The organism is Micromonospora marina, from assembly GCF_900091565.1.
In the GTDB taxonomy this organism is placed as follows: domain Bacteria; phylum Actinomycetota; class Actinomycetes; order Mycobacteriales; family Micromonosporaceae; genus Micromonospora; species Micromonospora marina.
This window is the reverse complement of record NZ_FMCV01000010.1, coordinates 114,291-140,494: the sequence shown is the minus strand read 5'-3', so window position 1 is coordinate 140,494 and position 26,204 is coordinate 114,291. Positions and strand designations below refer to the sequence as shown.

At 73.3% G+C, this 26,204-nt stretch carries 18 protein-coding genes; 11 read left to right on the top strand and 7 right to left on the bottom strand.

Features of this window, described 5'->3' with window-relative positions:
• Positions 1 to 19 precede the first annotated feature (19 nt).
• Positions 20 to 1,198, top strand: coding sequence for an arginase family protein (locus GA0070215_RS14420; protein ID WP_091046242.1), 1,179 nt, complete (start codon positions 20 to 22; stop codon positions 1,196 to 1,198).
• 10 nt (positions 1,199 to 1,208) lie between these two features.
• Here GA0070215_RS14420 and GA0070215_RS14415 read toward each other — a convergent pair whose 3' ends face one another.
• Entirely contained in the window at positions 1,209 to 3,176 is a 1,968-nt protein-coding gene (locus tag GA0070215_RS14415) for a penicillin-binding transpeptidase domain-containing protein (protein WP_091046239.1), read from the bottom strand.
• Between the two features lie 288 nt (positions 3,177 to 3,464).
• Between GA0070215_RS14415 and GA0070215_RS14410 the strand changes: the two genes are divergently transcribed.
• Positions 3,465 to 8,525, top strand: coding sequence for an NAD-glutamate dehydrogenase (locus tag GA0070215_RS14410; protein ID WP_091046236.1), 5,061 nt, complete (start codon positions 3,465 to 3,467; stop codon positions 8,523 to 8,525).
• Between the two features lie 63 nt (positions 8,526 to 8,588).
• On the opposite strand, the gene GA0070215_RS14405 is transcribed toward GA0070215_RS14410, so the two are convergent.
• Both GA0070215_RS14405 and GA0070215_RS14400 read right to left on the bottom strand, forming a co-directional pair.
• The gene (locus tag GA0070215_RS14405; protein ID WP_208600348.1) at positions 8,589 to 9,437 is read right to left on the bottom strand and encodes a class F sortase; all 849 of its coding nucleotides are present in this window, start codon (positions 9,435 to 9,437) and stop codon (positions 8,589 to 8,591) included.
• Positions 9,424 to 10,719, bottom strand: a complete 1,296-nt coding sequence (locus GA0070215_RS14400) for a hypothetical protein (protein WP_091046231.1) — start codon at positions 10,717 to 10,719, stop codon at positions 9,424 to 9,426. The genes GA0070215_RS14405 and GA0070215_RS14400 overlap by 14 nt, the downstream gene beginning before the upstream one ends.
• Positions 10,720 to 11,286: 567 nt before the next feature.
• Between GA0070215_RS14400 and GA0070215_RS14395 the strand changes: the two genes are divergently transcribed.
• Positions 11,287 to 13,092 (top strand): glycoside hydrolase family 6 protein, encoded by a 1,806-nt coding sequence (locus tag GA0070215_RS14395; RefSeq protein ID WP_091046337.1) that lies wholly within the window; start codon positions 11,287 to 11,289, stop codon positions 13,090 to 13,092.
• 108 nt (positions 13,093 to 13,200) lie between these two features.
• On the opposite strand, the gene GA0070215_RS14390 is transcribed toward GA0070215_RS14395, so the two are convergent.
• The 3 genes from GA0070215_RS14390 to GA0070215_RS14380 form a co-directional block, all read right to left on the bottom strand.
• Positions 13,201 to 13,584: a hypothetical protein gene (locus GA0070215_RS14390; RefSeq protein WP_018787023.1), complete on the bottom strand. Its 384-nt coding sequence runs from the start codon at positions 13,582 to 13,584 to the stop codon at positions 13,201 to 13,203.
• Between the two features lie 426 nt (positions 13,585 to 14,010).
• Complete coding sequence (locus GA0070215_RS14385) at positions 14,011 to 15,045, bottom strand: hypothetical protein (protein ID WP_091046228.1); 1,035 nt, start codon at positions 15,043 to 15,045, stop codon at positions 14,011 to 14,013.
• A gap of 13 nt (positions 15,046 to 15,058) precedes the next feature.
• Positions 15,059 to 15,652, bottom strand: a complete 594-nt coding sequence (locus GA0070215_RS14380) for a hypothetical protein (protein ID WP_091046224.1) — start codon at positions 15,650 to 15,652, stop codon at positions 15,059 to 15,061.
• Between the two features lie 302 nt (positions 15,653 to 15,954).
• Between GA0070215_RS14380 and GA0070215_RS14375 the strand changes: the two genes are divergently transcribed.
• The 7 genes from GA0070215_RS14375 (at position 15,955) to GA0070215_RS14345 (ending at position 24,451) form a co-directional block, all read left to right on the top strand.
• Positions 15,955 to 18,291, top strand: coding sequence for a sensor histidine kinase (locus GA0070215_RS14375; RefSeq protein WP_091046221.1), 2,337 nt, complete (start codon positions 15,955 to 15,957; stop codon positions 18,289 to 18,291).
• A gap of 12 nt (positions 18,292 to 18,303) precedes the next feature.
• Entirely contained in the window at positions 18,304 to 18,726 is a 423-nt protein-coding gene (locus GA0070215_RS14370; RefSeq protein ID WP_018787019.1) for a roadblock/LC7 domain-containing protein, read from the top strand.
• Positions 18,716 to 19,105, top strand: coding sequence for a DUF742 domain-containing protein (locus GA0070215_RS14365; protein ID WP_091046217.1), 390 nt, complete (start codon positions 18,716 to 18,718; stop codon positions 19,103 to 19,105). Before GA0070215_RS14370 ends, GA0070215_RS14365 begins: the two co-directional genes overlap by 11 nt.
• The gene (locus GA0070215_RS14360) at positions 19,086 to 19,688 is read left to right on the top strand and encodes a GTP-binding protein (protein ID WP_018787017.1); all 603 of its coding nucleotides are present in this window, start codon (positions 19,086 to 19,088) and stop codon (positions 19,686 to 19,688) included. The genes GA0070215_RS14365 and GA0070215_RS14360 overlap by 20 nt, the downstream gene beginning before the upstream one ends.
• Before the next feature lie 102 nt (positions 19,689 to 19,790).
• Complete coding sequence (locus GA0070215_RS14355; protein WP_208600347.1) at positions 19,791 to 20,825, top strand: lactonase family protein; 1,035 nt, start codon at positions 19,791 to 19,793, stop codon at positions 20,823 to 20,825.
• Between the two features lie 177 nt (positions 20,826 to 21,002).
• Positions 21,003 to 22,757 carry a substrate-binding domain-containing protein gene (locus tag GA0070215_RS14350; RefSeq protein ID WP_026268277.1) on the top strand — a complete coding sequence of 585 codons (1,755 nt, stop codon included), beginning with the start codon at positions 21,003 to 21,005 and terminating at the stop codon, positions 22,755 to 22,757.
• A 212-nt stretch (positions 22,758 to 22,969) separates the two neighbouring features.
• Positions 22,970 to 24,451, top strand: a complete 1,482-nt coding sequence (locus GA0070215_RS14345) for a sugar transferase (protein WP_018787014.1) — start codon at positions 22,970 to 22,972, stop codon at positions 24,449 to 24,451.
• Positions 24,452 to 24,461: 10 nt separating this feature from the next.
• Here the strand turns inward: GA0070215_RS14345 and GA0070215_RS14340 are convergent, their stop codons facing one another.
• Entirely contained in the window at positions 24,462 to 25,592 is a 1,131-nt protein-coding gene (locus GA0070215_RS14340; RefSeq protein WP_091046211.1) for a PP2C family protein-serine/threonine phosphatase, read from the bottom strand.
• Between the two features lie 95 nt (positions 25,593 to 25,687).
• Here GA0070215_RS14340 and GA0070215_RS14335 point away from each other — a divergent pair, with 95 nt between their 5' ends.
• A complete protein-coding gene (locus GA0070215_RS14335) occupies positions 25,688 to 26,203 on the top strand; it encodes a MarR family winged helix-turn-helix transcriptional regulator (RefSeq protein WP_091046207.1) in 516 nt (171 codons plus the stop codon).
• Position 26,204 lies beyond the last annotated feature (1 nt).

The following is a 26,204-nucleotide window of genomic DNA, read 5'->3' as shown; positions in this document are numbered from 1 at the left end:
GCCGAGGACGGGAGCCCATATGCGCCGGATCGCCGTCCTCGACGCGCCGACGAACCTCGGACTGCGCCCGCCCACCGCCAGCTCGGTCCCCGGGTGCGCCAAGGCGCCGGGTGCGCTGCGCGACCACGGCCTGCTCGCCCGGCTGCGGGCCCGCGACGCCGGCTGCCTCACCCCGCCCCGGTACGACCCGGGAGACTGGCGGCCCGGCGACGGCGTCTGCCACGCGCCGGAGATCTCCGCGTACTCGGCGGCGCTCGCCGACCGGATCGGCGCGATCATCGACCGGGGCGAGTTCCCGCTGGTGCTCGGCGGTGACTGCTCGGTGCTGCTCGGCTCGGCGCTGGCCATGCACCGCCTCGGCGAGGCGGTCGGCGGGCGGATCGGGCTGGTCTTCGTCGACGGCCACTCCGACTTCCGGCACCCCGGCAACGCCTCGTACGTCGGCGCCGCCGCCGGGGAGGATCTCGCCCTGGTCACCGGCCGGGGACAGCCCGACCTGGCCGCGATCGAGGGCCGCCGGCCGTACTTCCGGGACATCGACGTGGTGGTGCTCGGCATCCGCGCGCAGGACGAGTACCGGCTCGACCTCCAGGCCGCCGGCATCACCACCCGGCCGGTGCCGGCGCTGCGCGCCGAGGGCGCGGCCCGTACCGCCCAGTGGGCGCACGAACAACTCGTCGACTGCGCCGGCTACTGGGTGCACATCGACGTGGACGTGCTCGACCCGGCGGTGATGCCCGCCGTGGACGCGCCCGACCCCGGCGGCATCGCCTTCGCCGAGCTGGAGATCCTGCTCGCCGGGCTGGTCGACACCCCGCACTGCCTCGGCGTCGAGCTGACCGTCTTCGACCCCGACTACGACCCGGACGGGGCGTACGCGGCCGAGATCGTCAACACCGTGGTGGCCGGGCTCGCCCCGGTTGCCGCGCCGGGCGCCGTGCCGCCCCGGCTGCTGCCGGCCGGACCGGTCGCCACGGCGCCCCGCGCCGCCGACAGCCGGCCCGAGCCCGAGCCGCTGCCCGAGCCGCTGCCCGCCCCGGCGGCCGTGCCGGCGCCGGCGGTCGCGGTCGAGCCGATCGGCCCCGACCCGACCGCCGACGACGACCTCGGTGACGACTCGCTCGGGCCGGGCCGGCTGCGCCGCGCCGCCACCGGAGACGAGCCGGACCCGGCCCGCTCCGGCATCGACATCGCCTGACCGGTACGCCTCAGCTCGCGGCCAGGCCGCGCAGGAACTCCTCGGCGATCGGCGCCGCGACCTTCGAACCCGCCCCGCCCTGCTCCACGAAGACGGCGAAGGCCACGTCGCCCTGCCAGCCGACGAACCAGGCGTGCGTGTGCGCCGGGTTGTTGTCGTACTCCGCGGTGCCGGTCTTGCCGTGCACCGGCTCGCCCGGCACGTCCGCCAGCGCGCTGCCGCTGCCCGCTGTGACCACCCCGCGCATCATCGACTTCAGCGCCGTCACCGACTCCGGCTTGAGCGCCTCGCCGGCCGGCGCGGGCTTGGCCGGCGCCGGGTCGAGCAGCAGCTCGGGCTGCTCGAACCTGCCCCGGGCCACCGCCGCCGTGGCGCTCGCCATCGCCAGCGGGCTCACCAGTGTGGTGCCCTGGCCGATCGCGGCGGCGGCTTGCTCGGTGGCCGAGCCGTTGGCGGAGATCTTGCCGGTGAACGCGTCGGTGCCGAGATCCCACGCGGCCTCCAGGCCGAGCGTACGGCCCGCCTGCGCCAGCCCGTCAGGGCCGAGCTTGGGTGCCAGCGCGGTGAACGCGGTGTTGCACGACTTGGCGAAGTCGGTGGCGAACGGCACCGGGCCCAGCTCGAAGTTGTCCGAGTTCTTGAAGACCCGGCCCTCGACGGTCGACGTCTTCGGGCAGTCCACAGTCGCCTGCGGAGTCACCGCGCCCCGGTCGAGCAGGCCGAGCGCACTGACCATCTTGAACGTCGAGCCGGGCGGCACCTGGGCGGTGAAGGCGAGGTTCTCGCCCGCCGCGCCCGGGCCGTTCGCGGCGGCCAGCACCGCGCCGTCGCTGATCCGCACGGCGACCAGGGCGGAGCGGCGGGCCTGCCCGCGCAACGCGGCGTCGGCGGCGTTCTGGGTGGCCACGTCGATTGTGGTCTTCACCGGCTGCCCGGGCTTCGGGTCGGCGCGGAACAGTTCCGTGCCGGTCGGCTCCACCTTGCCGTCCGGGGTGGTCCGCTCGGTGATCACGGTGACGCCGGGGACGCCGCGCAGCCGCTCGTCGTACCGGCCCTGGAGGCCGCCGTGGCCGACCAGGTCGCCGCGCGCGTACCGCTCGGGGTGGGCCTGGAGGTCGTCGGCGGTGGCCTGGTCGACCGAGCCGAGCAGCGCCCGGGCGAACTCGCGGGTCGGCGCCAGCATGAGCTGCTCGGAGACGAACCGGGTGCCGGACAGTTCGTGGATGCGCGGCTTGATCTGCCGGTACGCCTCGTCGCGCAACGTCACCACCTCGACGCGCCCGTCCGGCTTCGCCTCCTGCATCCGCTTCGGGAGGTCGCCCAGGTCGACCGGCGGGGTGAGCGCGGGCCGGATCGCCCGGAACGCGGCGTCCAGCTTCCGGACCAGGCCGGGGACGTCGTCGACCTCGCCGGGGACGACCTGCACCCGGACCACCGGGCGCGGCGCGACGATCGGCTGACCGGCCGCGTCCAGCACACCGGCGCGCTGCGCCGGCTCCCGCCGCAGCGCGATCCGGTCACCGCCCTCCAGCTTCTCGTGCACCACCGACGGCTCCCAGATCACCTGCCACTGGTCGTCGCCGCCGCGCTTGAGGCGTACCGGATTCTCGTAGGCCCAGGTGCCGCCGCCGGGCAGCGCCCAGCTCACCTTGACGCGGGCGGTGGCGACGTCCCCCTTTGTGGTGATGTCGCCGGTGCGCGCCAGCTCCGGCGGGTTGGCCGCGAGCGCGCCGGCGAGCGCCTGGATCTGCTTGGTCACCTCGCCCGCGGGCACCCGCCCGCCGGTCGGCTCGACGAAGCCGACCTCCCGCAGCTCGCCGGTGCGCCAGCCGCCGAGGAACGCCTCGACGGCCGTCTCGGGGCCGTCGTCCCCGGAGCATCCGGTCAGCGCGCCGGCCGCGACCAGGACGGCGACCAGCGCCGGGAGGGCGCGGTGACGGGTGTGACGGCGGGGGCGGACGGGGTACGACACGGGCATGAAGCAGTCCCTCCGGTGCTCAACTGCCCTGCACGCTAGTACGGTCCGGCGTTCCCCATCGCCCCGCCACGGCCTCCGGCAGCGCCAGAAGCGGCGTGTGACAGTGTGATGAACATCGCCAGTCGGGGTACTCCGCGATCGGTTGACCACGGGCCCGCAACGGGTGAAAGGACAGAGTCCCGATCCGGACGTCCGGCCAGTGGTCCGCCGCGGGAGGTACCACGCGGTAGGGCCTAGGCTGGGCGGCAGAGTGACCCACAACGCGGTGGGTCGAGGGGAGTGGCACCAATGGACCGGCGTCCGGCGATCAAACCGGGACCCGACCTCCGGCCGGCTGACACCGGCCGGGACGACGACGACAGCTTCGATTCGGCGACCGACGGAGACGGTTTCGGCCGTCTCGACACAGGGGTGACCGGGATGACCGGTTCCAGCATCGACACCCTCTACGACCTGGGCCTGCCCGCGCAGGCACTGGCCGACGAGTCGGAGGACGCCGAGCTGGACGAGCCAGTTCCCAACGCGGAGCGGCTGGTCGCCCAGGCGGTCGCGCTCGCCGGCGACGACCACGACGCGGCCACACTCGTGGACCGCTTCTGGCGGTTCGCGCCGGACGAGGAGCTGATCGGCTTCACCGCCGAGGAGATGCTTGAGGCGGCCCGGGCCCACCGGGACCTGGCCCAGCAGCGCGTTCCGGGCGAGCTGAAGCTCCGCATCCACGAGCCGGACGCCGAACAGCACCACACGGTCGTCGAGATCGTCACCGACGACATGCCGTTCCTGGTCGACTCCGTGACCGCCCTGCTGAACTCCCGCCACCTCGACGTGCACCTGCTGGTGCACCCGCTGGTCGTGGTGCGGCGTGAGCCGCTGGGCCGGCTCACCGAGGTCTCGGCGGACGTGGAACCGGACGACGCCATCGCCGGTGACCTGGTCGAGAGCTGGATGCGGATCGAGATCGACCCGGTCCGCGACCCGGCCGAACGGGAGACGCTGCGGCGCGAGTTGCAGCGGGTGCTCACCGACGTGCGCGAGGCGGTCGAGGACTGGCCGAAGATGCGGCAGCGGGCCCTCGCGCTCGCCGACGAGCTGGCCGCCGCCCGGACGTCGGACAACCGCCCGCCGGTGCCGGAGAAGGACATCACCGACTCGGTGGAGCTGCTGCGCTGGCTGGCGCACGACCACTTCACGTTCCTCGGCTACCGGGAGTACCGCCTGGTCGACACCGACGGCGCGCGCGGCGGGCAGGCCCTGGAGGCGGTGCTCGGCACCGGACTGGGCATCCTGCGTTCCGACTCGCCGGAGGCCCGGTCGCTGAACTCGATGACGCCCGAGGCGCACGAGAAGGTGCTGGAGAAGCGCCTGCTCATCATCACCAAGGCCAACTCGCGTGCCACTGTGCACCGCTCGGCGTACCTCGACTACATCGGCTTCAAGATCTTCAACGAGGCCGGCGAGGTGGTCGGGGAGCGGCGTTTCCTGGGCCTGTTCTCCACCGCCGCGTACCGGACCAGCGTGCAGGAGCTGCCGGTGGTCCGGCGCAAGGTCGCCGAGGTGCTCGACCGCTCGGGCCTGAGCCTGCGCAGCCACTCCGGCAAGGACCTGTTGCAGATCCTGGAGACCTACCCGCGCGACGAGCTGTTCCAGATCAAGACCGACGACCTGTACCACGCGGTGATCGGCGTGCTGCGGATGGCGGGCCGCCGGCAACTGCGGGTGTTCCTGCGCCGCGACGCGTACGGGCGGTTCATCTCCTGCCTGATCTACCTGCCGCGGGACCGCTTCACCACGCAGAACCGGCTGCGCATGCAGGACATCCTGCTGCGCGAGCTGAACGGCGTCGGCGTCGACTACACCACGCGGGTGACCGAGTCGATGCTGGCCCGGGTGCACTTCATCGTGCGTACCGACCCGAACAACCCGCCCGGCGACATCGACGCCGATCTGCTCGCCGAGGAGCTGGCCGACGCGACCCGGCTCTGGGACGACGACTACCGGCTGGTGCTGGAACGCAAGCTCGGCGACGAGCAGGCCAAGCACCTGTTCGCCAGGTACGCCGACGCGTTCCCGGAGGGCTACAAGGACGGGCACACGCCGTACGAGGCGATGAAGGACCTGGCGAAGCTGGAGCTGCTGGAGGAGCCCGGCCAGCTGGAGATGCACCTGTTCCGCAAGCAGGCGCCGCCGCGTCCGTACGCCGCCCGCGCCGCCGACGAGGCGATGGACGTGCGGTTCAAGGTCTACCGGTACGGCGAGCCGATGATGCTCTCCGCCGTGCTGCCGGTGCTGCACTCCCTCGGCGTGAAGGTGGTCGACGAGCACCCGTACGAGGTGGAGCGCGTCGACGGCCGGATCTGGCTCTACGACTTCGGTCTGGAGCTGCCCGAGCGGCACCAGGACCTGGCCGAGGTGCGCCCGCACGTGGAGAACGCCTTCGCCGCCGCCTGGCGGGGCGAGGCCGAGGTGGACGGCTTCAACGAGCTGGTGCTCCGGGCCGGGCTCACCTGGCGGCAGGTCGTCGTGCTGCGCGCGTACGCGAAGTACCTGCGTCAGGCCGGCACCGTGTTCTCCCAGGAGTACATGGAGCAGACGTTCATCGCGTACCCGCAGATCGCCGGACTGCTGGTGAAACTGTTCGAGACCCGGTTCGCCCCGGGCGCGACCACGCTCGACGAGCGCCGGCAGCGCAGCGGTGAGCTGGTCGACGCGATCGCCGAGGCCCTGGACGAGGTGGCCAGCCTCGACCAGGACCGCATCCTGCGGTCGTACCTGACGTTGATCCAGGCCACGCTGCGCACCAGCTTCTACCAGAAGCCGGTGGGTGGGCGGCCCAAGGCGTACGTGGCGTTCAAGCTGGACCCGCAGGCCATCCCGGACCTGCCGGCCCCGCGACCCAAGTTCGAGATCTTCGTCTACTCGCCCCGGTTCGAGGGCGTACACCTGCGCTACGGGCCGGTGGCCCGCGGCGGCCTGCGCTGGTCCGACCGGCGCGAGGACTTCCGGACCGAGGTCCTCGGCCTGGTCAAGGCGCAGATGGTGAAGAACGCGGTGATCGTGCCGGTCGGCGCCAAGGGCGGCTTCGTGCTCAAGCAGAAGCCGGGCGACCGGGACGAGGCGGTCATCTGCTACAAGGAGTTCATCTCCGCGCTGCTCGACGTCACCGACAACATCGTCAGCGGCGAGATCGTGCCGCCCGAGGACGTGGTCCGGCACGACGGCGACGACCCGTACCTGGTGGTGGCCGCCGACAAGGGCACCGCGACGTTCTCCGACATCGCCAACGAGATCTCCGAGGCGCACAGCTTCTGGCTGGGCGACGCGTTCGCCTCCGGCGGCTCGGCCGGCTACGACCACAAGAAGATGGGCATCACCGCCCGTGGCGCCTGGGAGTCCGTCAAGCGGCACTTCCGGGAGCTGGGGCACGACACCCAGACGCAGGACTTCACGGTGGTCGGTGTCGGTGACATGTCCGGCGACGTGTTCGGCAACGGGATGCTGCTGTCGCAGCACATCCGCCTGGTGGCCGCGTTCGACCACCGGCACATCTTCCTGGACCCGGATCCGGACTCGGCCCGGTCCTTCGCCGAACGCAGGCGGCTGTTCGACATGCCCCGCTCGTCCTGGGAGGACTACGACCGCGAGCTGATCTCCGAAGGCGGCGGGATCTACCCGCGTACCGCGAAGTCGGTGCCGGTCTCGCCGCAGGTCCGCGCGGTGCTCGGCCTCGACGAGGACGTCACGCAGCTCAGCCCGCCGGAGCTGATGAAGGCGATCCTCACCGCGCCGGTCGACCTGTTCTGGAACGGCGGCATCGGCACCTACGTCAAGGCGTCCAGCCAGACCAGTGCCGACGTGGGGGACAAGTCCAACGACGCCATCCGGGTGGACGGCAAGGGCCTGCGCTGCCGGGTGGTCGGCGAGGGCGGCAACCTGGGCTTCACCCAGCAGGGCCGGATCGAGTACGCCTCGACCGGCGGCCGCATCTACACCGACTTCATCGACAACGCGGCCGGTGTGGACTGCTCCGACCACGAGGTCAACATCAAGATCCTGCTCAACACGGCGGTGGCCGACGGTGAGCTGGACCGGCCGGAGCGCGACGAGCTGCTGGCCCAGATGACCGACGAGGTCGCCGATCTGGTGCTGCGGGACAACTACGACCAGGCTCGGGCGCTCAACAACGCCCAGGCACAGGCCGCCTCGCTGCTGCCGGTGCACCGGCGGATGATCAACGAGTTGGAGCGGTCCGGTGCGCTGGACCGGGCGCTGGAGGCGCTGCCCTCGGACGAGGAGCTGGCGGTCCGCACCGAGAGCGGGCTGACCGCGCCGGAGTTCGCGGTGCTGCTCGCGTACGTCAAGATCGTGCTGGAGCGCGAGATCGTCGGCGAGGGCCTGGCGGACGAGGAGTGGACGACCGAGGTCCTGGTCAACTACTTCCCGACGCCGCTGCGGCAGCGCTTCGCCGAGCGGATGGGCCGGCACCGCCTGCGCCGGGACATCGTCACGACCGTCCTGGTCAACGAGGCGATCAACCGGGGCGGCATCTCGTTCGTCTTCCGGGTGGTCGAGGAGACTGCGGCGTCCGCGGCCGACGTGCTCCGGGCGTACGCGGTGGTCCGCGAGGTGTTCGGCCTGCGCGACCTGTGGGACGCGGTCGAGGCGCTTGACAACAAGGTCTCGCCCGAGTTGCAGACCGCCGTCTATCTGGACACCCGGCGGCTGCTCGACCGCGCGGTGCGCTGGCTGGTCACCAACCGGCGGTCGCCGATCGACGTGCCGGCGGAGATCTCCCGCCTGCGTGACGGGGTGGCCCGGCTCCTGCCGGACCTGGAGCACCGGTTCTGGGGCACCGAGCGGGAGGCCATCGCGGCGCACATCGAGTCGCTGGTCGGCCGTGGGCTGCCGCGTGACCTGGCCGAGCAGGCGACCCGCCTGATGTACAGCTTCGGCCTGCTGGACATCGTCGAGACGGCGCAGGGCACCGGGCGGGACGTGAGCGAGGTGGCCTCGGTCTACTTCGTGCTCTCCGACCGGTTCCGGGTCGACGCGCTGCTGTCGAAGATCTCCCTGCTGCCCCGCGAGGACCGGTGGCAGACCCTGGCCCGGATGGCGCTGCGCTACGACCTGTACGCCGCGCTCGCCGCGCTCACCGCGGAGGTGCTCGGGTCCACGCCCGAGGACGTGCCACCGGTGGAGCGGGTGCAGGAGTGGGAGCAGGCGAACGCCACCTCGATCCACCGGGCGCACCGGGCGATGGGGGAGTTCGACGAGTCCCGCGCCGACCTGGCCGCGCTGTCGGTGCTGCTGCGCCAGATCCGTACCCTGGTCCGGACCTCGGCGGCGGCCTGACCGCTGATGCGTGCGTGGCCCGGTGGTCGGGGACCGACCACCGGGCCACTGCCGTGTAGGCCCTCAGCTCGTCATCGGGGCGTAGACGACGATGTTGTCCGAGTAGCTGCCGGCCGTCCGGTCGAACACCCCGCCGCAGGTCACGACGCGCAGGGCGGGCACGGCCGACGGGCCGTAGACCTGCGCGGCGGGAAAGGCGGTCTTCGGGTACGACCCGACCTCCCGCACCGTGAACGTGGCGGACGAGCCGTCCTGCCGGGTGACCACGATCGTGTCGCCGGGCACCAGCGCGCCGAGGTTGAAGAACACCGCCGGGCCGAGCTGGGCGGAGTCGACGTGACCCACGATCACCGCGTTACCGGCCTCGCCCGGGCTGGCGCCGGGGGAGTACCAGCCGGCCTTCATGGCCTGGTCCAGCGGGGGCACCTGGACCGTGCCGTCCGGGTTCGTGCCGAGCGACATGATCGGCGCCTGCACCCCGATGCGGGGGATCGAGATGGTGGCCGGCGCCGATCGGGGGAGCGGGGCCGGGGCGGGGCCGGTGGCGCCCGTCGCGCCCGGGGTGCCCGTCGTGCCCAGGGCTCCCGGGGTGACGGACCCGGCCGGCGGGTCCGGCGTCGCCGGGCCGTTGCCGCCCCCGGCGGCCTCCGCAGGCGGCCGGCCCGCGGCGTCCGGCCCTTCGGTGTCCGGGTCGGTGGCGATCCCGGCCGGGTCGGCTCGCGGTCCGGTGGTGACGGGAGCGGCCTGCGAGATCGGCTGCGGCGGTGACGGCGGCGGGACGGTCCGGACGGAAGCGCCGATCAGACCGGCCCCGGCCATGGCGAGCAGGACGACGACGGCGGTGCCGGCGGCACGCCACGGACTTCCGTGACGGCCGCCGGCCCGGGTCGTCGTCCGGTCAGACCAGGCCACCGGCCCGCCGCCGGCGCAGCAGCACCAGGCCGCCCAGCGCCGCGGCGCCGATCATGCCCGCGCCGCCGGTGGCGAGGTTGCGGTCCACGCCGGTGCTCGTCATGCCACCGTCGCCGCCGTCGACCCCACCGCGCGGCAGGACCACCAGCTCGCCCTCACCGCAGGTGCCCCGCAGTTCGTACCGGCCCGGCCGGGCGTCGTGCGAGACGGTGGCCTCGCCGTAGTAGACGAAGTCCTTCCCGTGCTCCCAGCCGTCATCGCCGTAGTCGTGCTCGGCGTCCCTGCCGTAGCCGCCCTTGTCGTCCTGCCAGGCGCCTCCGCTCGCCTGCCAGTCGTCCTTGCCGTGGTCGCCCTTGTCGTCCGGCCACAAGCCGTGCTCGTCCCTGCCCTGCCAGTCGCCCTTGTCGTCCTGCCAGGAGCCGTGCTCGTCCTTGCCGCCCTGCCACGAGCCGTGCTCGCCCTTGGCGTCCTTGCCGTGCTCGCCCTTGGCGTCCTTGCCGTGCTCGCCCTTGGCGTCCTTGCCGTACCGGCCCTTGCCGTCGGAGCCGTGCGCGTCCCTGGTCCAGTCCGGCGCGCCCCGCTGCTCCTTCTCCCAGCCCGGCTCGGCGTCCTGGCCGTACTCGTCGTGCCCCTGCCAGTCGCCCGGGTCGACGGCCGTGCCGCCGCCCGCGCCGCCCGGCTGCGGCTGTCCCCCCGGCTGACCGGCGGGCGGCTGGGGCTGGTTCGCCGGAGGCTGCGGCATGCCGTCGCCACCCGGCCCGTTGCCACCCGGCCCGTTGCCACCCGGCCCGTTGCCGTCCGGGCCGTGCCCGTCGCCGCCCGGCTCGCCGCGACCGTCGGGACCCTTGCCGTGGTCGTCCTTGCCGTCGGGGCCCTTGCCGTCCGGGCCCTTGCCGTCGGGGCCCTTGCCGTCGGGGCCCTTGCCGTCGGGGCCCTTGCCGTCGGGGCCCTTGCCGTCGGGGCCCTTGCCGTCGGGGCCCTTGCCGTGGTCGCCGCCGCGGTCGGTCCGGTCGCCGTGCTCGCCGTCGCGAGCCGGGTGCAGGTCGACCTTGCCGGTCACCTTCGACCAGACGGTGGCGTGCTTCTGCGGCTCGGAGCAGATCGCGAGCAGCTCGACGGTGTCCCCCGCCTTCACCACGTGCGGCCTGGCGACGACCTTGCCCTCGTCGTGCCCGCCCGCGTAGGCCATCCCCGGGGTGAACACGAGAAGGCCGGCGCCGCCGAGGGCGGCGCCCGCGACCACCTTCCCGAGCATCTTCTTAGCCATGACCAGCGTCTCCATCCCTGTTCGTCCTGAGCCCGACGTCAGTCGAGCTAAGGCCGACGTTAGACCTTTTCGCGACTTATTCGGGGAAAGATTCGCTTTTAGGGATTTGCTGATGTTGCGGCTGGTCCGCGTCCTACCCGACGCTGCGCACCGATCCGCCTCCCTTCGCCTCCGCCGGGACGCCGGTTCCGCTCGTTCGGCGCTGGCGGATCTGACCGTGCCCGTCCCGTTGGGCCCTGATCGCGCGGCTTCGCCGTCGATGCCGACGAGGCGCGGGGGTGGGGTGAGCGTCAAGCTATCGAGCCATTGCCATGGAAGCGCTCCCATGCAAGAATCGCTGCACGCGGTTCGGGGAGCCACACCGCGAGCTCAGACGTCGAGGGCAGCCGGCACCACCGGCCGACGTCCCGCTCCATCGGCCGGTCCTGCGGACCGGTTGGCACCACCACCCCACAACGCCCGTCCGGGTCGGGCGTCCCCGAAAAAACCCGTGGCGTGCACGGTCGTTCCCGCAGGACGACCGCCGCCGCCATGTGCGCCGGGCCGTACGCGGATCCGGTCTCGCCCAAGGAGATCAGTGGCATGAATCTGTGGAGAAGGCTGTCCGGCCGGAACCGGACGCTTGCGCTCACCGGCGCCGGCGTCCTGGTAGCCGGTGGACTGGTGACCCTCCCGGTCACCGCGGCGCAGGCCGCCACCCAGTGCAGCGTGACCTACACGACCAGCGACTGGCCCGGTGGATTCACCGGCAGCGTGACCATCAGGAACATCGGTGACGCGCTCAGCTCGTGGAACCTCGGCTTCACCTTCCCGAACAGCTCACAGCGGGTGGTGAACGGCTGGTCCGCGCGTTGGTCGCAGAACGGCCAGAACGTCACCGCGCAGAACGAGTCGTGGAACGGCTCCGTCGCCAGCGGTGCCACGCTGAGCCTCGGCTTCAACGGCTCCTGGAGCGGCAGCAACCCCAAGCCGACCCAGTTCACGCTCAACGGCACCGTGTGCAACGGCGGCACGCCGCCCACGAGCACCCCGCCCACGAGCACCCCGCCGACCAGCACCCCGCCGACGAGCACGCCGCCCACGTCGACCCCGCCTACCTCGACGCCGCCGACCACCCCGCCGCCGGGGCAGAAGGTCGACAACCCGTACGTCGGGGTGAAGGGGTACGTGAACCCCGAGTGGAAGGCCAAGGCCGAGTCGGTGGCCGGCGGTAACCGGGTGTCGAACAACCCGACCGCGGTCTGGCTGGACCGGATCGCCGCCATCAACGGCACCCCGGACAGCAGCTCCAACGGTGCGATGGGTGTGCGGGACCACCTGGATGAGGCGCTCGCCCAGGGTGCCGGTTACATCCAGTTCGTCATCTACAACCTGCCCGGCCGGGACTGTGCGGCGCTCGCCTCCAACGGTGAGCTGGGCCCGAACGAGCTGCCCAAGTACAAGGCCGAGTACATCGACCCGATCGCCGCGATCCAGGGCGACGCGAAGTACCGGAACCTGCGCATCATCAACATCATCGAGATCGACTCGCTGCCCAACCTGGTGACCAACACCTCGGGCAACGCGGGCGGCACCGTCATGTGTGACACGGTGAAGGCCAACGGCGCGTACGTGAACGGTGTCGGCTACGCCCTGGCGAAGCTGGGCGCGCTCGGCAACGTGTACAACTACGTCGACGCCGCCCACCACGGTTGGATCGGCTGGGACAGCAACTTCGGCCCGGTCGCCGACCAGCTCAAGGCCGCTGCCGTGGCGTCCGGCAGCACGGTGCGCAACGTGCACGGCTTCATCGTCAACACGGCCAACTACTCCGCCCTCAAGGAGCCGTACGTCAAGGTCACCGACTCGGTGAACGGCCAGACCGTGCGGCAGTCCAAGTGGATCGACTGGAACCAGTACGTCGACGAGCTGTCGTTCGCCCAGGCGTTCCGGCAGAAGCTGGTCTCGGTCGGCTTCGAAAGCAACATCGGCATGCTGATCGACACCTCCCGCAACGGGTGGGGCGGCGTCGCCCGGCCGACCGGTCCGGGCCCGATGACCAGCGTGGACGCGTACGTCAACGGCGGCCGGGTCGACCGCCGGATCCACGCCGGCAACTGGTGCAACCAGGCCGGCGCGGGTCTCGGCGAGCGGCCGCGGGCCAACCCGGAGCCGGGGATCGACGCCTACGTCTGGGTGAAGCCTCCGGGTGAGTCGGACGGCTCCAGCAAGGAGATCCCGAACAACGAGGGCAAGGGCTTCGACCGGATGTGCGACCCGACGTACACCGGTAACGCCCGCAACGGCAACAGCATGTCCGGCGCCCTGCCGGACGCGCCGATCTCCGGTGCCTGGTTCCCGGCCCAGTTCCAGCAGCTCATGCAGAACGCCTACCCGGCGCTCTCCTGAGCCGCGGTGCGGACCACCCGCGGCGGCGGGAGTGAGGCACCGCCGCGCGGGTTCCCCGGGCCCCTGGTCGACGCCCACGTCGGCCAGGGGCCCTCGGCCGTTCCGGTGTCAGGGAACGGTGCGCTCGATCGCCGCCCGGCCCAGCTCGGCCAGGTCGCGGCGGGCCCGCTCCAGGTTCTCCGGCGTCACGTCCTGCCCCCGGGCCTGCACCAGGTCCTCCGGTTCCCAGGGCTGCTCGGCGCCGGTGCGGATGTCGTCCGGGGCGGCGCCGGTGCCGGTGCCGGTCGCGCCGGTCCCGGCCGCGTACGGGTCACCGATGAGGTTCGGCGACCCGGTGTCGGGCACCGGGCCGTCGGGCTCGGTGAAGACGGGGTCGTCCGGGTCGGTGCCGGCGTTGCGCAACTGGGGCACCGTGCTGTCGTCGTCCACCGCCGCAGCCACCTCGGGGGTCTCCTCCAGCGGCCGCTCGCCACCGCGGTCACGATCGGTCATGCTGCTGCCCTCCTGTCCCTTGGGGTGATCCGAGTCGCGTACCCGGTGCGGGCCGCGCCATGCGGGCGGAGAGGGGCGTCAGGACTCGTCGCGCTGCGGCTTCGGCGCCTCGGTCGGGCGCAGCCGCTGCCGCCGCAGCATCCGCGGTGATCACCTGCGCGACCGACGAAGCTGATCGCGTTGAGCAGCGCGCGCCGCGCGGCCAAACCGACGCCGAGCACCGTGACGAAGTAGAGCGCCAGGATCAGATAGTCCAGGGCGTCATGTTCACCGCAGGCCGCCGTCGCCCGTGCCCGTGCTCCCCTCGTGTGCACCGCTGCCCGCTCGTACCCCGATCGCGAGGTTCCATACCCGCTGCTCGGTTCCGGGTTCCGGGCGTGCGGAAGCCCCGGTCGGGTCACCGGCCGGGGCTTCGTCGCGGGGGCGTCAGCGGCCCAGCACGCGGTCCAGGAAGTCGCGGTAGCCGCGCACCGCGACCCGGAGCTGCTCGGTGTCGGAGGAGCCGGACTCCTGCCAGGCGCCGAGCCGGGTGCGCTGCTCGCGCAGGGCCGTGGCGAGCGCCTCGATCGCCTCCTCGACCAGCGACTCCGCCTCGCCGACCGCGGCGCGCGGGTCGTCCACGAAGCGCAGCTGCACGTCGCGCCAGCGGTCCCGGAAACCCTGGGCGGCGTCCGGCGCGAACAGCGTCGCCGCGTCGGCCGGTACCGCGCCGGGCGTCGGCCGGTCCGCCCCGCCCAGCGTGGTGCCGGCCACCCCGGCGGCTGCCGCGCCCGCCGCCGCGGTGGGGGTGTCCGGATCGACCCGGTCGTGCCGCCGCTCGGTGTCGTCGGCGGCGGGAACGGGCTCGGCGTCCGGGTCGACCAGGCCCGGCTCGGCGCTGCCGTACCCGACCGCGCCGTCGGCCGCCGTTTCGTCCCGGACGACGCCGTCTCCGTCGCCGGTAGCAGCGGTGTGCTCGGCGTCCCAGCGGTCGCGGTCGTGCAGGCGGTCCCCGGCCGTCGGGTCGGCCCGCTCGTCGTCCAGCGGGTCGGTTCGGCCCGGCGCGCCGTCGCCCGGTGCCGCGGTGTCCTCGTCGCGCGCGTCCCGCTCGTCCTGCGGACGACCGCTCGCCAGGGCCGAGGCGGCGACCGCGTCGCCCACCGTGGCCGCCCCGAAGGCCGTCGGCAGCGGCGCCGGCTCGTGGAACGGGCGACGCCCGTCGTCGTCGGTGGGGTCGGCCGCGTCGCGCAGCTCCCCGGCCTCGTAGGCGCGGGTCTCGTCGACCTCGGCGTCGCGCCGGTCGTCGGCGACCGCCGGGTCGTCGAAGCTGCCCCGGTCGTCCAGCGCGTCCTCGGGCACGTCGGCCCGGTCGCCGTCGCGCCGGCCGGGGTCGGTGTGCTCACCCGGTTGCGGCACCGGCACCGGTGCGGACCGGACGGCCTCGGGGTGGTCCTGCGTGACCTGCTGTTCCTCGTGGCGCATGGCGGCGGCCTCCTCAGCGGCTCGGGACGTCGTGGTCGTGCTCGGGGTGGCGCTGTTCCGGCTGCTGCGGGGCGACCGGGTCCGCGCCGAGCAGGTCGGCGAAGAGGGCCCGGTAGTGCACGAGCGCCTGCCGGAGGTCCTCGGTGCCGGCCTCACCGCGCTCGTTGCGCTGCCGGATCTCGTGGGCGTCGCGGTAGTGGGTGAGCGTGCGGGCGTGCTCGACGGAGAGGTGGGCGATCTGGTCCGAGAAGTCCCCGGTGGGGTATCCGCGCTCGGCGATCAGGCGGCTCACCAGCTCGTCGGCATCGCCGACGGTCTCCGCGGGGGAGTCGACGAAGCGCACCTGGAGTTCCTCCCAGGCGGCGGCGTAGCGGGCCCGGGACTCCGGGCTCAGCGGGGTCAGCTCCAGCTCGGCGTGCCGGCGCTCGCGTTCCCGCAGCTCCCGCTCGGCGGCACTGCGGCTGTCCTGCTCGGCGACGACCCGGTCGTACTCGGGGCCGAAGCGCTCCCGAAGCGCCCGGCGGCGGCTGGCGACCACGGCGACCGCGACGAGCGCGGCGATGACGGCGACGACGATGACTATGACGACTACCTGGGTGGACGACATGGCTCCTCCTTCGCACGCTGGTATTCCCTCGCGCGGGTGATCGCCAATCCCGTTGTGCGGCACTTTCCGCCCCGGCCGGGAAAAGGCGCACCGCGGCGGCCGCCGTCCGGTGCCCGGCCGATGTCCGGCTGAGGCCCTCCTGCCCGTCTCGGACCGTAGTGAGAGCCGAGACGGCCGGTAGTGCATCCGCCCCGGATTACGTATCCTGCCCAAGGCGTCCGGGCCGGGGCCCGGCGTCGTGGCCGGCGAACAAACGGCCGCTGCCGGCGCCACCGAGCGACACCTTCCCGGGCGAGGTCTGATTGAACACCCGTGACTGGCCGATCCGCGCCAAGCTGACCGCGCTGGTCATCGGCCCGGTGACCGGGCTGCTGGCGCTGTGGATCTTCGCCACCACGCTCACCTTCGGGCCCGCGCTCGACCTGCTCTCCGCGCGTACCCTCCTCTACGACCTGGGCCGCCCGGGCGAGGCGGTGGTGACGGAGCTGCAACGGGAGCGCCGGCTGTCGGTGGTCCAGCTCGCCGGGGACCGCGCCCTCCCCGAGCTGACCGAACAACGGGTACGCACCGACGACGCGATCGTCGAGCTGCGCCGCAAGGTCGGCGGCGGCGACCTGCGCGACGTCGCCGACGCCCAGCTCGACGACCGGCTCGACCAACTGGTCTCGGCGCTCGACGCGCTGCCCGCCGGGCGGGCCTTCATCGACGACCGGAAGGTCGACCGGGCCGGCGCCGTCGGGCTCTACAGCGGGATCGTCGCCTCCGCGTTCCAGGCGTTCGGCGCCATGGCCGCGCTGCCCGACGCGCAGCTCAACCGGGAGGCGACGGCGCTCACCGCGCTGGGCCGCTCCCGGGAACTGCTCGGCCAGGCCGACGCGCTGCTGGCCGGCGCCGTCACCGCCGGCCGGTACGCCGACGGCGAGCACGAGCAACTGGTGCGCACCGTCGAGAACCAGCGCTTCCTGGCCGAGATCGCGGTCGCCGACCTGCCGCCCGCGGAGCGGACCGCGTACCAACGGCTGACCGAGGGTGCCGGGTTCCTCCAGCTGCGCGCGCTCCAGGACAGCCTGATCCGCTCGCCCGCGCTGCCCGCCCGGTTCGACATGCGGGCGTGGGACACCGGTCACGCCGAGGTCTGGCAGAGCCTGCGCGACTTCGAGCTGCGCGGCGCGGACGCCCTCGCCGAGCGGTCGGTGCCGATGGCCACCCGGATCCTCGTCCAGCTCGCCGCCGCCGGTGTGCTGGGCCTGATCGCGATCGTGGTGTGCGTGCTGGTGGCGTTGCGGGTCGGTCGGTCGCTGGCGCAACGGCTTACCGGCGTGCGCGCCGCCGCGACCGAGGTGGCCGAGCGCCGGCTGCCCGACGTCGTCGCGCGGCTGCGCCGGGGCGAGGAGGTCGACGTCGCCCGGGAGGCGCCCGAGCTGGACCTCGGCGGCGACGAGATCGGCCAGGTGGCGCGCGCCTTCAACGAGGTGCGCCGGACCGCTGTGCGCGCGGCCGTCGACGAGGTCACGCTGCGCCGGGGCTTCAACGAGGTGATCCTCAACCTCGCCCGCCGCAGCCAGGGGCTGGTGCACCGGCAGCTGGCGCTGCTGGACCGGCTGGAACGGCGTACCGAGGACCCGGACGAGCTGGCCGGGCTGTTCCAGGTCGACCACCTGGCGACGCGGCTGCGGCGGCACGCCGAGGATCTGGTCATCCTCGCCGGGGCCGCGCCCGGCCGGGGCTGGCGCCGCCCGGTCGCCGCCGTCGACGTGATGCGCGGCGCGATCTCCGAGGTCGAGGCGTACGACCGGGTCGACGTGGGCGAGGTGGCGCCGGCCGGGGTGCTGGGCCGGGCCGTCGGCGACGTGATCCACCTGCTCGCCGAGCTGATCGAGAACGCGACCGCGTTCTCCCCGCCCGGTACCCGGGTGGACGTCGCCGGCCGGAGTGTCCCGGGCGGCTACACCATCGAGATCACCGACCGGGGGCTGGGCATGTCCGCGCCGGCCCTGGCCGAGGCCAACCGCAAGCTGGCCGAGCCGCCGGAGTTCGACCCGGCCGGCAGCGCCCGGCTGGGCCTGTTCGTGGTGGCGCGTCTGGCCGCCCGGCACGGCGTACGGGTGGAGCTGCGGCCGTCCCGCCCGGCCGGCATCGTCGCCGCGGTGCTCGTACCGTCGGAACTGATCACCGACGAGCCGCCGGTGGGCGCGGACGCCTCCGCCGAGCCGGAACGGCGGCGCCTGGCCAAGGTGACCCGGCTGACCACCATGCCCCGGCCGGGGCGGCCGACCCGGCCGGGCCGGGACCGGTCGGAGAACACGGTGGTCCCGTTACAGGCGGCGCGAGCCTCGACTGTGGAACCACCCGCCGACGGCGACGGCCTGCCCCGCCGGATCCGCCGCCGCGGCGTGACCGCGCGTCCCCGCGCGGCGGTCGCCGACACCCCGGCCCACCGCACCCCGGAGGAGGCCCGCCGGGCCATGTCCGCGTTGCAGGCCGGCACCGCGCGCGGACGCCGGGACGGTTCGCGCGCCGCCGGGACCGATCCGGCCACCCCTGCCACCGGGCCGCGTGACACCGGTACGCCGTCCACCGCCGCGGGGCCGGCCGGGGAGCCCGCCCCGGCGGCGCCGGACCAAACGAACCGCGACTGAGAGGGACGCCTAGTGGTGCACACGACGCGGCAGAACGCCGATCTCGACTGGCTGCTCGACGACCTGGTGGAGCGTGTCCCCGCCGCCCGCCAGGCGGTGGTGCTCTCGGCGGACGGGCTCCTGCTCGGCGCCTCCACCGACCAGGACCGCACCGACGCGGAACACCTCTGCGCGCTGGCGTCCGGCTTCTCCGGGCTGGCCAAGGGCGCGACCCGGCACCTGAGCGGCGGCGCGGTCCGCCAGACGGTGGTGGAGATGGAGTCGGCCTACCTGTTCGTGACCGCCGCCGGCCAGGGCGCCTGCCTGGCGGTGGCGAGTGACGCCGACGCCGACATCGGCCTGGTGGCGTACGAGATGGCGATGCTCGTCATCCGGGTCGGGGAGAACCTGGCCGTGCCGAGCCGGGTGGCGGGGGAGCGGACCGATGCGCGCTGAGTCGCCGGGGCCCCAGCACGAGTGGCTGGACGCCGACGCCGGACCGGTGGTGCGCCCCTACACGCTCACCGGCGGCCGGGTGCGCTCACCCGTCGACGGCTTCGACCTGCTGGCGTTCGTGCTCGCCACCCCCGGCGCGGAACCGGCCGGGACGCCCGGTCTCCAGCCGGAGCACCGCCGCCTGATCGAGCTGGCCCGGCGGCCGAAGGCCGTGGCCGACCTCGCCGCCGGCCTGGACCTCGCCGTGGGCGTGGTCCGGGTGCTGCTCGGCGACCTTCTCGCCCATGGGCTCGTCGCGGTGCACCGGCCACCGGCCACCGCGTACCTGCCCGACGACAACATCCTCAAGGCGGTGGTCAGTGGACTCCGTGCGCTATGACCGGGAGCCGGGGGCGCCGCAGGTGCCGCTGGCCTTGAAGATCCTCATCGCCGGTGGCTTCGGCGCCGGAAAGACGACGCTGGTCAGCGCGTTGAGTGAGGTCCGGCCGTTGCAGACCGAGGAGGTCCTGACCGGGGCCGGGCTCGGCACCGACGACGTCTCCGGCGTCGAGCAGAAGACGACGACGACGGTGGCGATGGACTTCGGCCGGATCACCATCAACGACGACCTCCAGGTCTACCTGTTCGGCACCCCGGGCCAGGACCGGTTCTGGTTCCTCTGGGACGAGCTGGCGTTCGGCGCGCTCGGTGCGGTGGTGCTCGCCGACACCCGGCGGCTGGCCGACTGTTTCCCCTCGATCGACTACTTCGAGCAGCGGGGCATCCCGTTCGTGGTGGGTGTCAACTGCTTCGAGGGTTCCCGCCGGTTCGGGCTGGAGGCGGTCCGCGACGCTCTGGACCTGGACCCGGACGTCCCGCTCGTGCTCTGCGACGCCCGCGACCGGCAGTCCGGCAAGCTGGTGCTGATCTCGCTCGTGGAGCACGTGGCGCGCCAGCGCGGCGAGCCGGTGCCGGTGGGCTGAACACCCGCGCGCCCGATCCGTCGGGTCTCGTGGGACTGACCGGGCGCGCCACCGGGAAGCCTCTGGTTGGATCGCAGTCAGGATCGACGAGAGGTGGGAGCGGTGACCGGGCAGGACGAGATCGTCCACATCGGCGGCTACACGGCGGAGACGGGCGGACGGGCCGAGGGCGTCGTGGCGGCCCGGCGGGACCGGGCGACCGGGGAACTGACCCCGCTGGGCGTCGTGGCGGTCACCCCGTCGCCGTCGTTTCTGGTGCGGCATCCGGCGCTGCCGGTGCTGTACGGGTGCAACGAGCTGCCCGACGGGCTGGTGAGTGCGTTCCGGGTGGCCCCGGACGGCGGCCTCGCGCCGCTGGGCGTCCGCGAGACAGGTGGCGCGGAGCCGTGCCACCTGGCGGTCGCCCCGGACGGGCGGCACCTGTTCGTGGCGAACTACGGTGGCGGCAGCGTGGCGGTGTTCGGCCTGGACGCCGACGGCGTGCCCGGGGAGCGCGCCGACCTGGTCCGGCACTCCGGGCACGGGGCCGACCCGCGGCGGCAGGAGCACGCGCACTGCCACATGGTCTCGCCCGATCCGGCCGGTGGCGGGCTGCTCGCTGTCGACCTGGGCACCGACTCGGTCCACCGGTACGAGGTCGACGCGTCCACCGGGCGGCTCACCGAGCGGGAGCCGCGGCTGCGGACGGCACCCGGGACCGGGCCCCGGCACCTGGCCCGGCACCCGGACGGGCGGCGCTGCTGGCTCGTCGGCGAGCTGGACGCCACGGTGACCGCGTACGAGCTGACGCCGGACGGCCCGCGGCAGTCGACGCGTGTCGACGCCAGCGGCCGGGCCGGGCACGTCCAGCCTTCCGAGGTGGCCGTCGGGCCCGGCGGCCGTTTCCTCTACGTGGGCAACCGCGGGGTGGGCACGATCGCGGTCTTCGCCCTCGACGGCCCCGCGCCGGAGCTGGTGGCCGAGGTCGACACCGGCGGCGAGTGGCCCCGGCACTTCGCGTTCGCCGGTGCGCACCTGTACGTGGCCGACGAGCGGGCCGACATGATCAGGATCTTCCGGGTGGAGCCGGACGGCGGGGTGCCGGAGCCGGTGGGGGAGCCGGTGCCGGTGCCGAGTCCGACGTGCGTCAGGCCGTGACCGGACGGTCACCGATCGATAGTCCTAAGTGGATTGCCATCACCAAAGATGACTGACTGGCAACTTAGCGTGCGGGTTAGGTGATCAACTGTTTCTGCTGCGTAACTTTCGTCCGAACGGTTGTGGTGGTAACCCCACGAGGTACGCAAGATGGTCACCGTGTCTGGCCGCCATCGCATGCGTTCCCACCTCCGTGGAGCAGGTGCCGCCGCTGTCGCGACCGCTCTGGTCGCCGTCGTGGCCGGCTCCTGGTTCGGCTACCGACAGCTGGCCGGCCCGAACTGTTCGGGCCGGATCGAGCTGTCGGTGGCGACCGCCCCGGAGATCGCCCCCGCGGTGCGCGCCGCCGCGGACCAGTGGGTCTCCGACGGCGCGGCGGTGGGCGGAACCTGCATCGCGGTGAACGTCTCCTCGTCCGAGCCGGTCGAGGTGGCCGCCGCGGTGGCGAGCAAGCACGGCGCCACGCTCGCCGGCGTCGGGCAGGCCAGCGGCACCGCCGTCACGCCCGACGTCTGGGTGCCGGACTCCTCGACCTGGCTGGTCCGGCTCAAGAGCGGCGGGGCCAGCGCGTTCGCCCCGACCAACGGCGCCTCGATCGCGCGCAGCCCGGTCGTGGTGGCGCTGCCCGAGCCGGTGGCCTCGCGCATCGGGTGGCCGGACAAGGAACTCCGCTGGTCCGACCTGCTGACCCAGGTCACCGCCAGCAAGCCGCTGCGGGCCGGGATCGTCGAGCCGACCCAGGACGCGGCCGGCCTGTCCGGTCTGCTGTCGCTGACGGCGGCGGCCAGCTCCACCGGCGAGGCCGGCTCGCCGAAGGCGCAGGAGGCGATGGTCGGTGCGCTGCGTGCGCTGGCGACCAACCGTTCCTCCCTGCGGCAGGACCTGCTCGCGCGGTTTCCGCGCTCGTCCGACCCGACGGCGATCGCCAACGGGCTGGGGGCGGCGGCGCTGTCCGAGGAGGACGTGATCGCCTACAACAGCACCAAGCCGCCGATCCGGCTCGCCGCGCTCTACCTGGAGCCGGCGCCGATCCCGCTGGACTACCCGTTCGCGGTGCTGCCCGGCATCGAGCCGACCAAGGCCTCCGCCGCTCGTGTCCTCTTCGAGGTGCTGCGTACGCCGGGCTTCAAGGACCGGCTCGCCTCGCAGGCGCTGCGCGCACCGGACGGCAACTGGGGCCAAGGTTTCCAGGCCCCGACCGGCGCGCCGAGCCCGGCCAACGGCGGCGCGAGCCAGGTGCCGCCGTCGGGTCAGGGCGGCGCCGCCGACCTCGACCCCGGCGCCATCTCGACCGCCACCACGACCTGGTCGGTGGCCACCCAGTCGGGCCGGATGCTCTGCGTCATCGACGTCTCCGGCTCGATGAAGAAGCCGGTCGCGACCGCCAACGGCGCCAGCCGGGAGCAGGTCACCGTCGCCGCCGCGAGCCAGGGCCTCGGGCTGTTCGACGACTCGTGGTCGATCGGCCTCTGGACGTTCTCCACCAACCTCCAGGGCTCGCAGGACTGGAGCGAGCTGGTCGGGATAAAGCCGCTGTCCAGCAACCGTGGTTCGCTCCAGCGCGGCCTGGCCTCGATCAAGCCCTCCAACGGCAACACCGGCCTGTACGACACGGTGCTCGCGGCGTACCAGAAGGTGCAGCAGGACTGGGAGCCGGGCAAGGTCAACTCGATCGTGCTGTTCACCGACGGCAAGAACGAGGACGACGACGGCATCTCGCAGAAGGCGCTGCTGGACCGGCTGAACAAGCTGAAGGACGACGAGCAGCCGGTCCAGGTCATCATCATCGGCATCGGGACCGAGGTGAACCGGGCCGAGTTGGAGTCCATCACCAAGGTCACCGGCGGCGGCGCCTTCGTCACCACCGATCCCAGCAAGATCGGTGAGATCTTCCTCCGGGCGATCGCGCTGCGGCCGCCCGCCCCCCGCTGACCCGAAGCTCAGCGCTAGTCTTCCGCCGTACCGGAAATCCGGTACGGCGGAAGGCTTCCCGGGTCAAGACACGGGAGGTGAACTGACGGTAATGTGTCCGAATCAATCGGTAACCATAATTGTCAGGCATGATGACCGGGTTGCCTCGACCGCAGGCTCCACACCGGAGCCGGGCGGGGACGGGGCGGTCCTGAGCGAAGTGGGGAGGGCCGGTGACCTCGGCGACACTGTTGACCCCTGCCACGTCGTCGCGACCCGGTGGTGAACGCCCCGGCAAGACGACGCGAGCCGCGGAGCGGGCCTACATCCGGGTCCTGGTGGTGCTGGACACCGCCGTGCTCGCCGTGGCCATCCTGGTCGGTTACCTGGCCCGGTTCGGCGACGAGGAACCGACCGGGTCCGAGATCCCGTACGTGGTGGTCGCCCCGGCGCTCCTGCTGGTCTGGCTCGTCTCGCTCAAGGCGATGCGGTGCTACGACGACCAGGTGCTCGGCTACGGCGCCGACGAGTACCGCCGGGTCAGCGCCGCCAGCCTGCGGCTCGCCGGCGGCATCGCCATCGCCGGGTACATCGCCGATGTCGGCGTCTCCCGGGGCTTCCTGGCCATCTCCTTCGCGGTCGGCACGATCGGCCTGGAGGTGGCGCGGTTCGCGGCCCGCAAGCGGCTGCACCGGGCCCGCGACCGGGGCGCCGGCTGGTCCCGCAAGGTGCTCGTGGTGGGCGACACCGCGCACGTGCTGGAGCTGGTGCACACGCTGCGCCGGGAACCGTACGCCGGCTACCAGGTGGTCGGCGCGTGCATCCCGGACGCGCTGCTCGCCCCGGTGCCGCAGCGGCTGGGCGACGTGCCGGTGGTGGGCAGCTTCCGGGGCATCCCGGAGGCGGCCACCGCGATCGGAGCCGACACGGTGGCGGTCACCGCCTCCGGCGAGCTGACCGCGACCCGGCTGCGCCGCCTCGGCTGGCAGCTGGAGGGGACCGGCGTCGACCTGGTGGTGGCGCCGGCGCTGACCGACGTGGCCGGGCCGCGCATCCACACCCGTCCGGTCGCCGGCCTGCCGCTGATCCACGTCGAGGCGCCCGAGTTCCGCGGCGCCCGCAAGCTGGTCAAGGGCTTCGTCGACCGGTCGATCTCGCTGATCGCCCTGCTCGTGCTGGCGCCGCTGCTGACCGTGATCGCGCTGGCCATCAAGATCGACAGTCGCGGTCCGGTGCTGTTCCGGCAGACCCGCGTCGGTCAGGGCGGCGAGGAGTTCGGCGTCTTCAAGTTCCGCACCATGGTGGTCAACGCCGACGCCCTGCTCGCCGAGCTGGCCGCGCGCAACGAGACCGACGGCCTGATGTTCAAGATGCGCGACGACCCGCGCGTCACCCGGGTCGGCCGGCTGCTGCGCAAGTGGTCGCTGGACGAACTGCCCCAGCTCGCCAACGTGCTGTTCGGCCAGATGAGCCTGGTCGGCCCGCGCCCGCCGCTGCCGTCCGAGGTGGCCCGCTACGACGGCGACGTGGCACGCCGGCTGCTGGTCAAGCCCGGCATGACCGGCCTCTGGCAGGTCAGCGGCCGGTCGGATCTGAGCTGGGAGGACGGCATCCGGCTGGACCTCTACTACGTGGAGAACTGGTCGCTCGCCGCCGACCTGACCATCCTCTGGAAGACGTTCGGCGCGGTGGTCAACAGCCGCGGCGCGTACTGAGGAGACCGGGTCAGGGCTGCGGCCCCAGCCAGTCGAGGCAGACCACCACCGCGTCGTCCACCAGGTCACCCGCGACGAAGGCCCGCAGGTCGCCGATCAGCGACCGGACCGCGTCCAGCGGCTCCATCGGCCCGGTCCGGCGCAGGAACCGGTCCAGCGCCGCCTCGCCGTAGCGCACCTGCTCGGTGGTGGCGTCGATCACCCCGTCGCTGACCACGAAGAGCCGGTCCTCGCGCTGCAGCCGGAACCGCTGCGGGCGGTAGTCGGTGCCCTCGAACATGCCGAGCGGGAACTGCTCGTCCAGCTCCTGCTCGGTCACCGTACCGGCACGCAGCCGCACCAGCCGGGGGGAACCGGCGTCGACCACGGTCAGCTCGCCGGTGGCCAGATCCAGCTCGATCAGGAGCGCCGACACGTGCTGTTCGCCCCGGTACTGCGCGTAGATCGCCTGGTCGGCCAGCGCGGCCTGATCGGCCAGACCGAGCCCGGCCCGGCGCGCGTTGCGCAGCGCGTACGTGGCCAGCGAGGCGAGCAGCGCCGCGGCCACCCCCTCGCCGAAGCCGTTCAGCACCGCCAGCCAGAGCCGGTGACCGTCGTCGGACCAGTCGAAGCTGTCCCCGCGCACCGCGTACGCCGGTTCGAGCTGCCCGGCCAGGCTGAACGAGGGCCGGATCCGGCTGCGCCCGGGCAGCAGCTCCCACTGCATCTCCGCGGCCAGCGTGAGCCGCCGGCTGCGCCGGGCCGTGCGGTAGATGTCGGTGGTCGCCATGACCGCGCTCAGCTCGTGCCCGAGCACTGTGGCGATCGTGTCCAGCTCCCGGCGGGCGTGCGGGTCGGCGGGCACCGGCGAGACCTCCAGCACGCCCCGGCGTTCGCCGCGCATACCCACCGGGAACCAGCCGACCCCGTCGGCGATCATCGGCTCCTGATGGTCGAATGCCCGCCAGGCCGGGTGGCCCGGACCGGTGACCGGCGGGCCGTCACCCAGCGGCAGCAGCTCGGCGAGCCGGTAGTCGACCTGGTGGAGCTCGGTGCGGGTGACGCCGTACGTGCGGGCCAGCTCGGCGGCGAGGCGGTCCACGATGAGATCCGTCGGCGCCTCGGTCAGAATCCGGCGCGCGCGGCCCTCCGCTCCGCTCATCTTTGCTCCTTTGCACAGGTCGCCGGGCAGATCCGGGGAGTAGTCTCGGGCCCACCATGACCGAAGAGCGCAGCCCTCTGGAACCCGGAACGAGTATGTCCGCCGCCCTGGACGAGGCGGCAGGCACCCTGCTCGCCGTCTGGGAGGCGGCCCGGGAGCGCACCACCAGCCGGCTGTCGAGTGCCCAGCTGCGCGCGATCATGGTCATCGAGCAGTATGACGGCATCAACCTCCGCCGGCTCGCCACGCTCACCGACATGTTGCTCTCCTCCGCCAGCCGGCTGTGCGACCGGCTGGTCGCGGCCGGGATGCTGGAACGCGAGCCGGGCCGCTACGACCGGCGGGAGATCTCGCTGCACCTCACGCCCACCGCCGTCCGGCTCCTCGCCGAGCTGCGCGCCGACCGGCGGCACCGGCTGGAGCGGATCCTGGCCGGGATGAGCCCGGAGGGCCGGGCCGCGCTGGTACGCGGCATGCGCGAGTTCGACGAGGTGGGCCGGCGCGGGGAGGCCACAGTGGCGGACGGCTGGCCGATGCTGCAACCCTCCGGGGAACGCGTCGGCGACTCCGCCCGGCCGTCCGGCGAGCCCTCGGCGGCCCGTACCGCCTGAC